The following is a 14,026-nucleotide window of genomic DNA, read 5'->3' as shown; positions in this document are numbered from 1 at the left end:
GCGTTAGAGGAGCTTGTGTTCCATCGCGTACTTCACCAGCTCGGCGAGTGAGGTGATGTTGAGTTTCTGCATCAACCGCGCCTTGTGGGTGCTGATGGTCTTGCTGCTCAGGGCCAGTTGCTGGGCGATGTCGTTGACGTTGGCGCCCTGGGCCAGGCGTTCGAACACCGAGAACTCGCGTTCGGACAACAACGAATGCAGTGGCCGCGTATCGGTCAGGCCGACTTCGAAGACCATCCGGTCGGCCAGTTCCGGATCGATGTAGCGCCCGCCCGCCGCGACCTTGCGGATCGCCGTCAGCAACAGCGCCGGATCGCTGTCCTTGGTCGCATACCCGGCGGCGCCGACCTTCAGCGCCCGGGCGGCCATCTGCGCTTCGTCGTGCATCGACAGCACCAGAATCGCCGGCGGATTGTTCAGTGCGCGGATACGCGGAATCGCTTCCAGCCCGTTGACCCCGGGCATGGAAATATCCAGCAGCACCACCTCGCACGGCACATTGCGCAGGGTTTCGAGCAACTGCTCGCCATTGCTCGCCTCCCCCACCACTTGCAGATCCTTGGCCAGGCCGATCAATTGTTTGATGCCTTCGCGAACGATGGTGTGGTCTTCGGCTACCAGTACACGGATCACTTACTTCTCCTCATCCACAGGCACCCGCACGCTCAGTGTGGTGCCCTCGCCCGGCGCGCTGTCGAGTGACAACTGCCCGCCCATGATCAACACCCGCTCGCGCATGCCCACCAGTCCAAAGGATGTCGGCCTGCCCGCAGCGGCGACAAATCCTACGCCATCGTCGCTGACCGTCAGACACAAATCGGCGTCTTCAAGCGCCAGCGTCAGTTCCACAGTATGCGCCTGGGCGTGGCGCATGACGTTGGTCAGCGCCTCCTGCAGGATGCGGAACAGGCCGATGGCCTTGGCGTCGCTGAGCGGTGGCAGATTGTCCGGCACCTGCACCAGACACGGAATCTGTGTACGCGCCTCGAATCGCCGCGCCTGCCATTCGATCGCCGAGGCAATCCCGGCATCGAGAATCGGCGGGCGCAATGCCGTTGCCACATCGCGCACCAACTGGAACAGCTGGGCGATCAGGCGTTTCATGCTGTTCAGGCGTTCATTCAGACCGGGGTCGAGTTGCGCGTAGGCCAGTTCGCACATCGAGGTCTCCAGTTTCAGCACCGTCAACATCTGCCCCAGTTCGTCGTGAACTTCGCGGGCAATGCGCGCCTTTTCTTCCTCTCGAACGCTTTCGAGGTGCGCCGACAGTTCGCGCAGTTGTTCGCGCGATGCCGCCAGCTCCAGTTCGATACGCTTGCTTTCGGTAATGTCCCAGACGATGCCGTCCCAGACGTAGGCGCCGTCCTCCAGTTGCCGGGTGATGGCCTTGATCTCGGCCCAGCGCTGCTCGCCCTGGCGCGTCAGGATCCGCCCCTGCCACGACCAGTCGCTGTCGGTGTCCAGTGCATGGTCCTGCGTCTGGTGATAACCGGCCTTGTCGTCCGGATGCACCAGGCTGCGCAACCCCATGTCGCGATGGGCGATGGCGGCCGGTGCGTAGCCCACCAGACTTTCGCTGCCCTCACTGATGTAGGCAAAGTCGATCTGCCCGGTCACCGGCGCCCGCTCCAGGCGGAACACCAGCCCCGGCACGTTGGCGGCGATGCCCTGCAAGCGCGCCTCGCTTTCCTGCAACGCGGCCAGGGCCCGCCGGCGTTCGGTGACGTCAGTGAGATAAACCACCAGATATTCGCTGTCGCGAAAGCGCAGAAAACTCAGCGACACATCCGCCGGCAACACACTGCCATCGGCCCGCACGCAGTTCGTCTCGAAACTGAGGGGCCCTTCTTCGCTGGCCCTGGCGCGCTTCCACAAATTGAGCCAGCGATCCATGTGCAGGCCAGGTTCGAAATCGATCAGCGGTCGCTCGATCAGTGCGCCCTGTGGATAACCGAGCATGTGTTCCGCCGCTCGGTTGGCGTAACGCACGTGACTGTCCCAGTTGACCCAGAGAATGCCGACGGTGCTCTGGTCGATGGAAAACTGGGTCAGGCGCAAGGCTTCTTCGCTGGCCGCGCGCAGGGCGATGTCTTCCCGGGCGGCGAGCAGGCGTTGTTCGAGACTGCGTTGCTGACGCCGCTGCCAAAAAACAATCGCCGCACAACTGAGCAGCAACACGGCGAACAACAGGCTCAGGTTCTGCCAGAACCCCGGCGATTCCGAGAGCCTCGGGTATTTGGGTTGCAGCCATTGCGTGTGCAGGCGCTCCAGATCTTTCGCCGGGATCGCCCGCAAGGCGCTTTCGACGATCCCGGCCAGCTCCGGCCAGTCACGACGGGTGGCGACCCGCAGCAGTTGCGGCAAACCGATGTCGCCGACCACTACCAGCCCGGCAAACTCCGGCTCTGTCGACAGCCGCCCCAATTGCGCTTCGTCCACCACCGCGTAAGACGCCTGCTGACTCAACAGCAACTGCAACGCCTGACGCTCCAGCGGTACGCCTTGCAGATTCAGATGGGGATAGTTGCCGCGCAGGTAATCAGCGGTGACGCTGGGCATGCGCACGGCTACCCGAGACTGGCTGTCGAGTTTTTCCAGCTCGACCGAACTGCTGACTTTCTGATCGCTGACCACCAGTTGCGGCACGCGCATATAGGGATCGGAGAATTGCCAGAGACGCAGTGAGCCAGGTGTCTGGGTCAGGCCCGGGGCGATATCGATCTCGCCGTCCCGCGCAGCGGCTTCGAGTTGTTCCAGATCGGGGAAGTTGCGCCAGCTGAGTTCGATGTCGAGGGCCTTGGCCATCCACTTCATCAACTCGACATTGGCCCCGGACAGCCGCTGCAAGCGCCGGTCGTATTGTGCGTACGGCGCCTGCAGAATCAGGCCGACACGCAGTTCATTGTGCTCGGCCAGCCACTGATGCTGGCTCGCCGACAGCTGCGCAACATGGCTCGGCGGCGCAGGCGCGGCCCAGCCCATCAAGGGAAACGCCAGACAGCCGATAACCCACAGGCAGCAAAAACGCATCATTGAAATCCCATACACTGACAAATTCTGACCAACCCATTAGGCTGCCGGGATACTTTCTGGCCTGGAATAACCGATGCCCCCTGTCTCTCGCCTGGCAATGCCAGCATTGTGCCTGTCGCTGATCCTGCCTTGTGCCTTTTCCGTCGAAGCCGCCGATCCGGCACCCGCCCCTGCCGCGGAAAAACCCGCCGAAGAAAAACCGGTCGAACGCCAGCCACTGCTTGAGCGTAGTCAGGAAGAAGCCTCGGCACTCGAACGCAAAGTCCCGACCCAGGAACAACAACAGTTGCAGGCCGGCAGCGACACCTTCCTCGCCCTGTGGAAACCGGCCAACACCGCCGACCCCAAAGGCGTGGTGATCCTCATCCCCGGTGCCGGCGAAACCGCTGACTGGCCCCAGGCGATCGGCCCGCTGCGGCGTAAATTGCCGGACGTCGAGTGGAACAGCCTGAGTATCACCCTGCCCGACCTGCAAAGCGATGCCATCGCACCGCGCGTGGTCGAAGCACCCGTAGCGCCGAAAACCGCCGATGCAGGCAGCAAGGATTCGACCACCGCCCAACCGATCGAGCAAGCCGCCGGCGGTGAAGCCGATGTGGCTGACAAAGTCGTTGCCGAGACCACTGAAGAACAGGCCAAGGCCGACGCCGAGCGAATCTTCGCCCGCATCGACGCGGCGATTGCCTACGCCGAACAGCAAGGCGCACACAGCATCGTGGTGCTGGGTCACGGCACTGGCGCCTATTGGGCCGCACGGTTCCTCAACGAAAAGCAGACCGCGCAAGTGGAAAAGCTGCTGATGGTCGCCGCACAAGTGCCGCCCAAGGCCAAGCCTGAACTGGCAGAACTGACGCCACTGCTGAAGCTGCCGACGGCCGATATCTTCTATATGGACAAGCCGCTGGATCGTAACGCCGCACTGGAGCGTTTGCAGGCCAGCAAGCGCTTGAAGACGTCGTCGTTCAGCCAGGTCGCGCTCAAGGCGCTGCCCGACAACAAGGCCGAGCAGGAGCAATTGTTCCGCCGGGTGCGCGGCTGGTTGAATCCGCAAAACCCGGACTGACCGACCACACAAAAAAAGATCGCAGCCTGGGCTGCGATCTTTTTTTCATCTAGCGGAAATCCCGCCGCTCGCGAATCAATGTGTAGGCATTGTGCAATTCGCGGGTCTTTTCGGTCGCCTCGAGCACCTGGGCCGCCGTCGCCCCCGCCCCGGCCACCTTGTCCGGATGATGACGACTGAGCAGGCGACGATAGGCGCGTTTAATCTGTGCCGGTTCGCTGGTCGCCGACACGCCGAGCAGTCGCATCGCATCCTGATAACTCACCGCCGCGCTGACGATCGGGCGCTTGTGCGGCTCGTAATCCGCCGCCAGCGCCTGAATCTGGTGAGTCGTCCAGCCCAGCCACTTGCCCCACTGCGCCAGCAGTTCGCGCTCGCTGCTGCCGGCCCGACCGTCGGCCCAGACCATCCGCCAGCAGGCACGCAACACCCCTTCGGCAGCATGGGGTTGAGCACTCAGACGCCGCAGATAACCGCGCAGACGATCCCCACCGGACTTGCCGCGATTGAACGCGGCAATGGCCCGGCGCTGCGCCGGCTCGCTCATGTCCAGCGCGCGCATCTCCTGACGCGCCTGCTGGATATGCCCGTCGGTGACCCGCCCGTCGCTCTTGGCCAGACGCCCGAGCAGGACGAACAACAACTCGTCGTTACGCAGCATCGGCTGGCCGCCGAGCTTTTCCCGCAAATGTCCCCAGCTCTGCAAATGCAGGCGCCGGTCCAGCGCCTGCCCCAACAAAGCCCCAAGCATGGCCCCCGGAATGCTGGCGACAGCAAAACCCGCTCCGGCTCCAATCAGAGTCCCTGGCCACAACATATCAGCGACTCGCTTCTATCAAGGTTTCGGCTTCAGCCAGACGCTCGTGCGTACCGACATCGACCCACTGACCTTTCAGTCGCTCACCGCTGACCTGCCCGTCCGCCATGGCTTTGCGCAGCAATGGTGCCAGTTTGAAGGCGCCGTCCGTGCAGCCGTCGAACAGTTGCGGATGAAGCACGGCGATACCGCTGTAGGTTAGGGTCGGCGCATCCGGTTGGCCGTCCTGTACCTGATCACCGATCAGACTGAAGTCACCGCTCGGGTGATGGGCCGGGTTGTCCGCCAGCACCAGATGCGCCAGTCCGGAGATCGGCTGGTGCAGCACGCTGAAGTCGTAATCGGTCCAGATATCGCCGTTGACCACCAGGAACGCTTCGTCACCGAGCAGCGGCAAGGCGCGGAAGATGCCGCCACCGGTTTCCAGCGGCTCGCCTTCGGGCGAATAACGGATGCTCAGGCCGAATTGCGAGCCGTCGCCCAGGTAATCTTCGATCTGCTGGCCGAGCCAGGCATGGTTGATCACGATTTCGCTGAAACCCGCCGCCGCGAGGGCGCGCAGGTGATACTCGATCAATGGCACGCCAGCGGCACGCACCAGCGGTTTGGGGGTGGTCAGGGTCAGCGGGCGCATGCGCTCGCCTTTGCCGGCCGCCAGAATCATTGCCTTCATGCCGTCACTCCGGCACGCAGGCTGACCAGCAGCGCCTGCAGTTGCGCCAACTCCGGACGGCGTGCGATCACCGCTTCTATATAAGCGAAGAAACGCGGCACGTCGGCCAGGTATCGAGGCTTGCCATCGCGGTGACAGATGCGGGCGAAGATCCCGATGACCTTCAAGTGACGCTGTACACCCATCAGGTCGCTGGCGCGCAGGAAATCTTCGAAATCCGGCTGTACCGGAATGTTGAGTGCCGTCGCCTGCTGCCAGTAGCTTTCGAGCCAGCCGCGCACACGTTCTTCAGGCCAGCTGAGGAAGGCATCCTTGAACAGGCAGGTCACGTCGTAGGTCACCGGGCCGTACACCGCGTCCTGGAAATCCAGCACGCCGGGGTTCGGTTCGCTGAGCATCAGGTTGCGCGGCATGTAGTCGCGGTGCACCAGCACTTTGGGCTGGGCCAGCGCGGTGTCGATCAGCAGATCGCTGACCTGCTGCCATTGTTGCTGTTGCGTGGCGTCGAATTCCACACCCAGCTCGCGCTTCACGTACCACTCGGGGAACAGTTCCAGCTCACGGCGCAGCAGCGCAACATCATAGCTCGGCAGCGGTGCCACCATCGGCAACTGCTGAAATGCCAATAGTGCCTGCAAGGCGTCGCTGAACAATGCGTCGGCATTTTCGCCATTGATCACGTCGAGATAGGTCTTGTTGCCCAGGTCATTGAGCAAAAGAAATCCGCGATCGAGGTCTTCTGCATAAATTTTCGGCACGTTGATACCGGATTTCGCCAGCAAAAAGGCGATATCCACGAACGGTTTGCAGTTTTCCTGGGGGGGCGGTGCGTCCATCACGACGAAACTGCGACCGGCTCCTTCCCAGCGGAAATAACGGCGGAAACTCGCGTCGCTGCTGGCCGCGGTCAACGTGGCCGGGGGTACGGCACCCCAGCCCTGTTCGGCAAAAAGGGTCGCCAACTGTTCATCGAGCCAAACTTTCAGGTGTTGCAAGCGTACATCTTGGTCAGGCATTGCAAGGGTCTCCGACGGCGCTAGCCGTCAAGCGGGTCATGCTTTATTATCCAGCATCTTTTTCAGACCATCGAGAGGCGTGCGGCCCACACCGCGGGCAGATGGCACGCAGGAAGCCCGGACTAATAAGATGGCATTGAAATCCCCCGCGTTTCGTAAAAAATTTCCGTTGTTGGTAACCGGCAGTCTGCTGGCTATGCAACCTCTGGCCAGTTCATTCGTTGTCGCCGCCGAGCAGTATGACTGCGCCGTCTCGGCTACGGGCGGCTGGGCCTGTTCGCCGAAGACGCCGGCAGCGGCATTGCCGCCGCGCCCGGTGCATGACGGCAGCGCTGTCAGCGCCACCGGCGAAACCCCGGCCGAGAACGGCAGCGTTTCGGACTCCGGTCCCAAACCCGTGCTGGTCACCGAGTCCAAGGGTCGCGGTCTGAAATCCCGTAGCGAAGACTACAGTCACCTCGACTGGGTTCCGCGCGAGAAGCTCACCGCCGCCCAACTGGCCGAGACAGGTCCTTACTGCTCTGGTTCCTATATCGAACCGATTCGTCCTGGCATGAATGACAAGACGAATAAAAGTGACGCCCCGACCTTCATCGGCGCGAAAGCGTCGCGCTACAACACCGAAGATCAGGTCGGCACGCTGGCCGGTGACGTGGTCCTGCGCCAGGGCAGCATGCAGGTCGAGTCCCAGGAAGCCAGCCTCTACCAGGCCGAGAGCCGCGCCGAACTCAAGGGCGACGTGCGCATCCGCGACAACGGCGCGCTGATCGTCGGCGACCACGCCGATGTGCAGCTCGACACCGGTGAAGCGAAAGTCGACAACGCCGAATACGTGATGCACAAATCGCGCATCCGCGGTAACGCGCTGTACGCCAAGCGCGCCGAAAACGCGATCATCCGCTTGAAGGACGGCACGTACACCACGTGCGAACCGAACAGCAACGCCTGGCAGCTCAAGGGCAACAACATCACCCTGAACCCTGCCACCGGCTTCGGTACCGCAACCAACGTGACGCTGCGGGTCAAGGACATTCCGATCCTGTACACCCCGTACATTTACTTCCCGATCGACGACCGCCGTCAGTCGGGCTTCCTGCCGCCGACCATCGGCACCGGCAGCGACACCGGCTTCATGCTGGTCACCCCGTACTACTTCAACCTGGCACCGAACTACGATGCCACGTTGTACCCGCGCTACATGAGCAAGCGCGGCCTGTTGATGGAAGGCGAATTCCGTTACCTGACCAAGTCCAGCGAAGGTCAGTTCGGTGCTGCGTACCTCAACGACGAAGACACCGATCGCAGCAAGCAGACCGATTACGAAAAAAATCGCTACATGTACAACTGGCAGCACAAGGGTGGTCTCGACTCCCGCGTGTTCACCGAGGTCGACTACACCAAGATCAGCGATCCGTATTACTTCCAGGATCTGACGACCGATCAGATCGGTGTCAAAAGCGCCGACTACGTGAACCAGCAAGGCGCCATCAGCTATCGTGGCGACAGCTATACCGCACGCTTGAATGCTCAGGCGTACCAGTTGGCGACCGTTTCGAACATCACGCCATATGACCGTCTGCCACAGATCACTTTCAATGGTCAGCTGCCATACAATCCTCAGGGCCTGCGTTTCGATTACGAGACGGAGCTGGTTCGCTTTGACCGCGATCTGAAAGATGGCAACTTCGTCAATGAAGACGGTTCTGTCGAGCGTCGACTGGATAACAACGTGACCGGTCTGGCCCGAGCCACGGGTGACCGACTCAACCTGAAACCGGCTATCAGCCTGCCGATGGACTGGACTTATGGCTTCCTGAAGCCATCGATCAAATACCAGTACACCCAGTACCAGCTTGACCTGGACGGTACCGGCAAGTCGCAGATCGCTGCCTTGAGCCCCGAGCAACAGAAGCTGAACGGCCGGTTCAACAGCAACGAGAATCGCGGCGTACCGATCGTCAGCATCGACAGCGGTCTCTACTTCGATCGCAATACCACCTGGTTCGGCAAGAACTATCGCCAGACCCTGGAACCTCGCCTGTTCTACCTCTATGTGCCTGAGAAAGATCAAGGTGACATTCCGGTATTCGACACCGGTGAATACACCTTCAACTATGCGTCGCTGTTCCGCGACAACCGCTTCTCCGGTTCCGACCGTGTCGGTGACGAGAACAAACTGTCGCTGGGTATAACCAACCGCTGGATTGAAGACGACGGTTTCGAGCGTCAACGCATCAGTGTCGGTCAGGCGCTGTACTTCAAGGATCGCGAAGTCCAGTTGCCGGGTATCGACCCGAAAACCCGCGACGACGCGCATTCCAATGTTTCGCCTTATGCGCTGGAGTACGAATACCGCTGGAACCGCGACTGGCGCACCACGGCCGACTACAACTGGGATCCGGACAGCCGCAGCCCTCGTTCCGGCAGCGCGATGTTCCACTACCAGCCTGAAGACAACCCGAACAAGGTGGTCAACCTCGGTTATCGCTATCGCAACGACCAGGTTCGTTACGACCAGAACACCGGTAAATGGTCGGTGGGCGGTGGTGACTACGGCACCCCGGGCCAGCCTGGGTACGTGAAGGACTACTACAAGATCCAGCAGCATGACTTCTCGGTCATCTGGCCGATCGTTCCGCAGTGGAGCGCGATCAGCCGCTGGCAGTACGACTACAACCGCAACCGTACGCTGGAAGCCTTCGGTGGTTTCGAGTACGACAACTGCTGCTGGAAACTGCGCCTGATCAACCGTTACTGGGTTTCCTACGACGAGTTCAGTCAGGAAGCTCCGCAAAACGAAAAAGGCGACCACGGCGTCTTCCTCCAAATTGTTCTGAAGGGACTCGGCGGCCTCACTGGCGCCAAGGTAGAGAGCTTCCTCGACAAAGGCATCCAAGGTTATCGTCAACGTGAAGACCAAGCTTTCTGATTGTCTGCGCCCGCTGATGCTGGGCGCGCTGTTCCTGGGTACCGCGGCCAACGCCGCGGTGCAGTCCATCGATAAGGTTGTGGCCATCGTCGACAACGACGTGGTCATGCAGAGCCAGCTGGATCAACGCGTCCACGAAGTTCAGCAAACCATCGCCAAGCGCGGTGGCGGCTTGCCGCCTCCGGGCGTGCTGGATCAGCAGGTGCTCGAGCGCCTGATCGTCGAAAACCTGCAGCTGCAGATCGGCGAACGCTCCGGTATCCGCATCACCGATGAAGAACTGAACCAGGCTGTCGGCACCATTGCCCAGCGCAACAACATGACTGTCGACCAGTTCCGCGCGGCTCTGGCCCGAGACGGCCTGAGCTACGAAGGCGCCCGTGAGCAGATCCGCAAGGAAATGATCATCAGCCGAGTACGCCAGCGCCGTGTTGCAGAACGCATTCAGGTATCGGAACAGGAAGTGAAGAACTTCCTCGCCTCCGACCTGGGCAAGATGCAACTGTCGGAAGAGCTGCACCTGGCCAACATCCTGATTCCGACCCCGGAAAGCGCCAACTCTGAAGCGATTCAGAGCGCCGCACGCCAGGCGATGGAGGTTTACCAGCAACTCAAGCAAGGCGCTGACTTCGGTCAACTGGCCGTTGCCAGATCCGGCAGCGACAACGCCCTGGAAGGCGGCGACATGGGCTGGCGTAAAGCCGCTCAATTGCCACCGCCGTTCGATCGTGAACTGAGCGCCATGTCGCCGGGCGACATCACTCAGCCAGCGCGCACTCCGGGTGGTTTCATCATCCTGAAGCTGCTGGAAAAACGCGGCGGCGAAAGCCAGATGCGTGACGAAGTGCATGTGCGCCACATCCTGGTCAAGCCAAGTCCGGTTCGTGACGAAGCCAAGACCAAGGAACTGGCCCAGTCGCTGTATAACCGCATCGAAGCTGGCGAAGATTTCGCCGAACTGGCGAAGAAATACTCGGAAGACCCGGGTTCTGCCCTCAACGGCGGCGACCTGAACTGGATCGACCCGAACGCACTGGTACCGGAATTCCGCGCCGTGATGGCCAAGTCCCCACAGGGTCAGCTGTCCAAGCCGTTCCAGACCCAGTACGGCTGGCACGTTCTGGAAGTCCTTGGCCGTCGCGCCACCGACAGCACCGAACAGGCCCGCGAGCAGCAAGCCATGACCGTACTGCGCAACCGCAAATACGACGAAGAGCTGCAAACCTGGCTGCGTCAGATCCGTGACGAAGCGTACGTAGAGATCAAACTCCCTGGTGCAGACCAGGCAGCGCAGTGAAACCGAAGCGTTTCGCGCTGACACCCGGCGAACCAGCCGGCATCGGTCCCGACCTGTGCCTGCTGCTCGCCTCGCAAGCCCAGCCACATCCCCTGATTGCCATCACCAGCCGCGACCTGCTCCAAGAGCGGGCCGCGCAGCTGGGGCTGGTCGTCAGCTTGCTGGAAGTGGCGCCTGACAACTGGCCGGACGCCCCGGCGCCTGCCAACAGCCTGTACGTCTGGGACACCCCGCTCAGCGCCCCCGTGGTCGCCGGGCAACTGGACAAGGCCAACGCCGCATTCGTTCTTGAAACCCTGACCCGCGCCGGCAATGGCTGTCTGAACGGCGACTTCGCCGGGATGATCACCGCCCCGGTGCACAAGGGCGTGATCAATGAGTCGGGCATCGCTTTTTCCGGCCACACCGAATTCCTCGCCGACCTGACCCACACCGCCCAGGTGGTGATGATGCTCGCCACCCACGGTTTGCGTGTGGCACTGGTCACCACTCACCTGCCCTTGCGCGACATCGCCGATGCGATCACGCCGGAGCGACTGGAACGGGTCACGCGGATTCTGCACGCCGACCTGCAAGACAAATTCGGCATCGCCCAACCACGCATCCTGGTCTGCGGGCTCAACCCGCACGCCGGTGAAGGCGGACACCTGGGCCATGAAGAAATCGACATCATCGAACCCACCCTGGAGCGCCTGCGCGGCGAGGGCATGGACCTTCGTGGCCCGCTGCCTGCCGACACTCTGTTTACCCCCAAATATCTGGAGCACTGCGACGCAGTGCTGGCGATGTACCACGACCAGGGCCTGCCCGTGCTCAAGTACAAAGGCTTCGGCGCAGCGGTCAACGTGACCCTGGGCCTGCCGATCATCCGCACCTCCGTCGACCATGGCACCGCCCTGGATCTGGCCGGCAGCGGCAAGATCGACACCGGCAGCCTGCAGGTCGCCCTGGAAACCGCCTACCAGATGGCCGAGACCCGTTTATGACCGAGCAATACCAACACAAGGCGCGCAAACGCTTTGGCCAGAACTTCCTGCACGATGCCGGCGTCATCGACCGCATCCTGCGCTCCATCAGTGCCAAGCCTGACGACCGGATGCTGGAAATCGGCCCGGGCCAGGGCGCGCTGACCGCCGGCATCCTCAACTCTGGCGCACAGCTGGACGTGGTGGAGCTGGACAAGGACCTGATCCCGATCCTCAACCAGCAGTTCGCCGGCAAGAGCAACTTCAACCTGCATCAGGGCGATGCGCTGAAGTTCGACTTCAACACCCTGAATGCTGCGCCGAACAGCCTGCGTGTGGTCGGCAACCTGCCGTACAACATCTCCACGCCGCTGATTTTCCACCTGCTGAACAACGCCGGCATCATTCGCGACATGCACTTCATGTTGCAGAAGGAAGTCGTGGAGCGTCTGGCCGCCGGCCCGGGTGGCGGCGATTGGGGCCGTCTGTCGATCATGGTTCAGTACCACTGCCGGGTCGAACATCTGTTCAACGTCGGCCCGGGGGCTTTCAACCCGCCGCCGAAGGTCGACTCGGCCATCGTGCGTCTTGTGCCGCACGCGGTACTGCCGCACCCGGCCAAGGATCACCGCCTGCTGGAGCGCGTCGTGCGCGAAGCTTTCAATCAGCGCCGCAAGACCCTACGCAATACCCTCAAGCAATTGCTGAGCAACGCTGAAATCGAGGCCGCCGGTGTCGATGGCAGCCTGCGTCCCGAACAGCTCGATCTGGCCGCATTCGTGCGTCTGGCCGACAAGCTTGCCGAACAGCCCGCGAAAACACCTGCAGCCGACTGACAGGCAAGCATCGCGCTCGGGCAGGACGCCGCTCTGGTCTCCTGCCCGATACTTGCCTAGACTCAATCCATCGGCTCCCCCCGCGTCCCGCTTTGTCCTTAAGGCCTTTTGCATGTCTGATCCTCGTTATCAGGTCGATGTCAGTGTCGTTACTCACTACCTGGCAGACCAATCGCAACCCGAGCATGACCGCTTCGCCTTCGCCTATACCATCACTGTGCAGAACAATGGCGAGCAACCGGCCCGACTGATGTCCCGGCATTGGGTGATCACCGATGGCGACGGGCATGTCGAAGAAGTGCGCGGCGCCGGCGTGGTCGGCCAGCAGCCCTTGATCGACGCGGGACAAAGCCACACCTACAGCAGCGGCACGGTCATGACCACCAAGGTCGGCACCATGCAGGGCAGCTATGAAATGGTCGCCAGCGACGGCAAGCATTTCGATGCGATCATCAAACCCTTCCGCCTGGCCGTTCCCGGAGCCCTGCACTAATGGCGACGTACGCCGTCGGCGACCTGCAAGGCTGCCTTGAACCGCTCAAGTGCCTGCTCAGGCAAGTCGCGTTCGACCCGGCAGTGGACCGGTTGTGGCTGGTGGGCGATCTGGTCAACCGTGGCCCGCAATCGCTGGAAACCCTGCGTTTCCTCTATGGCATGCGTGAGTCGCTGGTCTGCGTCCTCGGCAATCACGACCTGCACCTGCTGGCGGCGGCGAAAAACATCGAGCGCATGAAAAAGTCCGACACCCTGCGCGAGATTCTCGAAGCACCGGACTGCGCCGAACTGATGGAGTGGCTGCGTCAGCAGAAACTCATGCACTACGACGAGCAACGTGAAGTCGCCATGACTCATGCGGGCATCCCGCCGCAATGGTCGTTGCGCAAAGCCCTGAAGTACGCCGAAGAAGTCGAGACCGCCCTGCGCGACGACAATCTGCTTCCGGCCTTCCTCGACGGCATGTACGGTAACGAACCGGCGAAGTGGGACAGCGAGCTCAAAGGCGTGGCCCGCCTGCGGGTCATCACCAACTACTTCACGCGCATGCGCTTCTGCACCGCCGAAGGCAAGCTCGACCTCAAGAGCAAGGAAGGTCTGGACACGGCGCCACCGGGCTACAAACCGTGGTTCCAGCACAAGGAACGCAAGACCCGTGGCCTGCGGATCATTTTCGGCCACTGGGCGGCGCTTGAGGGCGATGTCCACGAGCCCGGCATCTCCGCCCTCGACACCGGTTGTGTGTGGGGTGGCAGCCTGACCCTGATGAACGTCGACAGCTTTGAACGGCTGTCGTGCAAATGCGACGAACACGGCGGCGTCCTGCCTCCCGTCGCACCACCGATCACCGAATCCTCGCCAGTCAGCGCCCCGCGTTAGACTGCGTTTTCAGCCGAGCCACA

The 14,026-nt window shown here is 61.8% G+C and carries 12 protein-coding genes; 7 read left to right on the top strand and 5 right to left on the bottom strand.

Features of this window, described 5'->3' with window-relative positions; genetic code table 11:
- Positions 1 to 3 precede the first annotated feature (3 nt).
- On the bottom strand, positions 4 to 633 hold the full coding sequence (locus M5B44_RS18035; RefSeq protein ID WP_085709227.1) for a response regulator transcription factor: 630 nt from the start codon (positions 631 to 633) through the stop codon (positions 4 to 6).
- Positions 634 to 3,033 (bottom strand): PAS domain S-box protein, encoded by a 2,400-nt coding sequence (locus M5B44_RS18030; protein ID WP_248740050.1) that lies wholly within the window; start codon positions 3,031 to 3,033, stop codon positions 634 to 636. It lies immediately after the preceding gene.
- Between the two features lie 73 nt (positions 3,034 to 3,106).
- Here M5B44_RS18030 and M5B44_RS18025 point away from each other — a divergent pair, with 73 nt between their 5' ends.
- Positions 3,107 to 4,096 carry an alpha/beta hydrolase family protein gene (locus M5B44_RS18025; RefSeq protein ID WP_248740049.1) on the top strand — a complete coding sequence of 330 codons (990 nt, stop codon included), beginning with the start codon at positions 3,107 to 3,109 and terminating at the stop codon, positions 4,094 to 4,096.
- Between the two features lie 49 nt (positions 4,097 to 4,145).
- Here the strand turns inward: M5B44_RS18025 and M5B44_RS18020 are convergent, their stop codons facing one another.
- The 3 genes from M5B44_RS18020 to M5B44_RS18010 are packed head-to-tail and all read right to left on the bottom strand — an operon-like array spanning position 4,146 to position 6,602.
- Complete coding sequence (locus M5B44_RS18020) at positions 4,146 to 4,913, bottom strand: TerB family tellurite resistance protein (RefSeq protein WP_248740048.1); 768 nt, start codon at positions 4,911 to 4,913, stop codon at positions 4,146 to 4,148.
- Between the two features lies 1 nt (position 4,914).
- Positions 4,915 to 5,586 carry an N-acetylmuramate alpha-1-phosphate uridylyltransferase MurU gene (murU, locus tag M5B44_RS18015; RefSeq protein ID WP_248740047.1) on the bottom strand — a complete coding sequence of 224 codons (672 nt, stop codon included), beginning with the start codon at positions 5,584 to 5,586 and terminating at the stop codon, positions 4,915 to 4,917.
- The gene (locus tag M5B44_RS18010) at positions 5,583 to 6,602 is read right to left on the bottom strand and encodes an aminoglycoside phosphotransferase family protein (protein ID WP_248740046.1); all 1,020 of its coding nucleotides are present in this window, start codon (positions 6,600 to 6,602) and stop codon (positions 5,583 to 5,585) included. Before M5B44_RS18010 ends, murU begins: the two co-directional genes overlap by 4 nt.
- 130 nt (positions 6,603 to 6,732) lie before the next feature.
- Here M5B44_RS18010 and M5B44_RS18005 point away from each other — a divergent pair, with 130 nt between their 5' ends.
- The 6 genes from M5B44_RS18005 to M5B44_RS17980 all read left to right on the top strand — a co-directional run bounded on the left by M5B44_RS18005 (position 6,733) and on the right by M5B44_RS17980 (position 14,003).
- Positions 6,733 to 9,531, top strand: a complete 2,799-nt coding sequence (locus M5B44_RS18005; RefSeq protein WP_248740045.1) for an LPS-assembly protein LptD — start codon at positions 6,733 to 6,735, stop codon at positions 9,529 to 9,531.
- Positions 9,512 to 10,828 carry a peptidylprolyl isomerase SurA gene (gene surA, locus M5B44_RS18000; RefSeq protein WP_248740044.1) on the top strand — a complete coding sequence of 439 codons (1,317 nt, stop codon included), beginning with the start codon at positions 9,512 to 9,514 and terminating at the stop codon, positions 10,826 to 10,828. Before M5B44_RS18005 ends, surA begins: the two co-directional genes overlap by 20 nt.
- Positions 10,825 to 11,814 (top strand): 4-hydroxythreonine-4-phosphate dehydrogenase PdxA, encoded by a 990-nt coding sequence (gene pdxA, locus M5B44_RS17995; RefSeq protein WP_248740043.1) that lies wholly within the window; start codon positions 10,825 to 10,827, stop codon positions 11,812 to 11,814. The genes surA and pdxA overlap by 4 nt, the downstream gene beginning before the upstream one ends.
- Positions 11,811 to 12,629, top strand: a complete 819-nt coding sequence (rsmA, locus tag M5B44_RS17990) for a 16S rRNA (adenine(1518)-N(6)/adenine(1519)-N(6))-dimethyltransferase RsmA (protein ID WP_085731707.1) — start codon at positions 11,811 to 11,813, stop codon at positions 12,627 to 12,629. The genes pdxA and rsmA overlap by 4 nt, the downstream gene beginning before the upstream one ends.
- A gap of 112 nt (positions 12,630 to 12,741) precedes the next feature.
- A complete protein-coding gene (gene apaG / locus M5B44_RS17985) occupies positions 12,742 to 13,122 on the top strand; it encodes a Co2+/Mg2+ efflux protein ApaG (protein WP_085709218.1) in 381 nt (126 codons plus the stop codon).
- Positions 13,122 to 14,003, top strand: coding sequence for a symmetrical bis(5'-nucleosyl)-tetraphosphatase (locus M5B44_RS17980; RefSeq protein ID WP_248740042.1), 882 nt, complete (start codon positions 13,122 to 13,124; stop codon positions 14,001 to 14,003). Before apaG ends, M5B44_RS17980 begins: the two co-directional genes overlap by 1 nt.
- Positions 14,004 to 14,026 lie beyond the last annotated feature (23 nt).

The sequence above is a fragment of the Pseudomonas sp. MWU12-2029 genome, from assembly GCF_023242425.1.
Lineage (GTDB): Bacteria > Pseudomonadota > Gammaproteobacteria > Pseudomonadales > Pseudomonadaceae > Aquipseudomonas > Aquipseudomonas kribbensis.
This window is presented reverse-complemented; position numbering and strand designations above follow the sequence as displayed.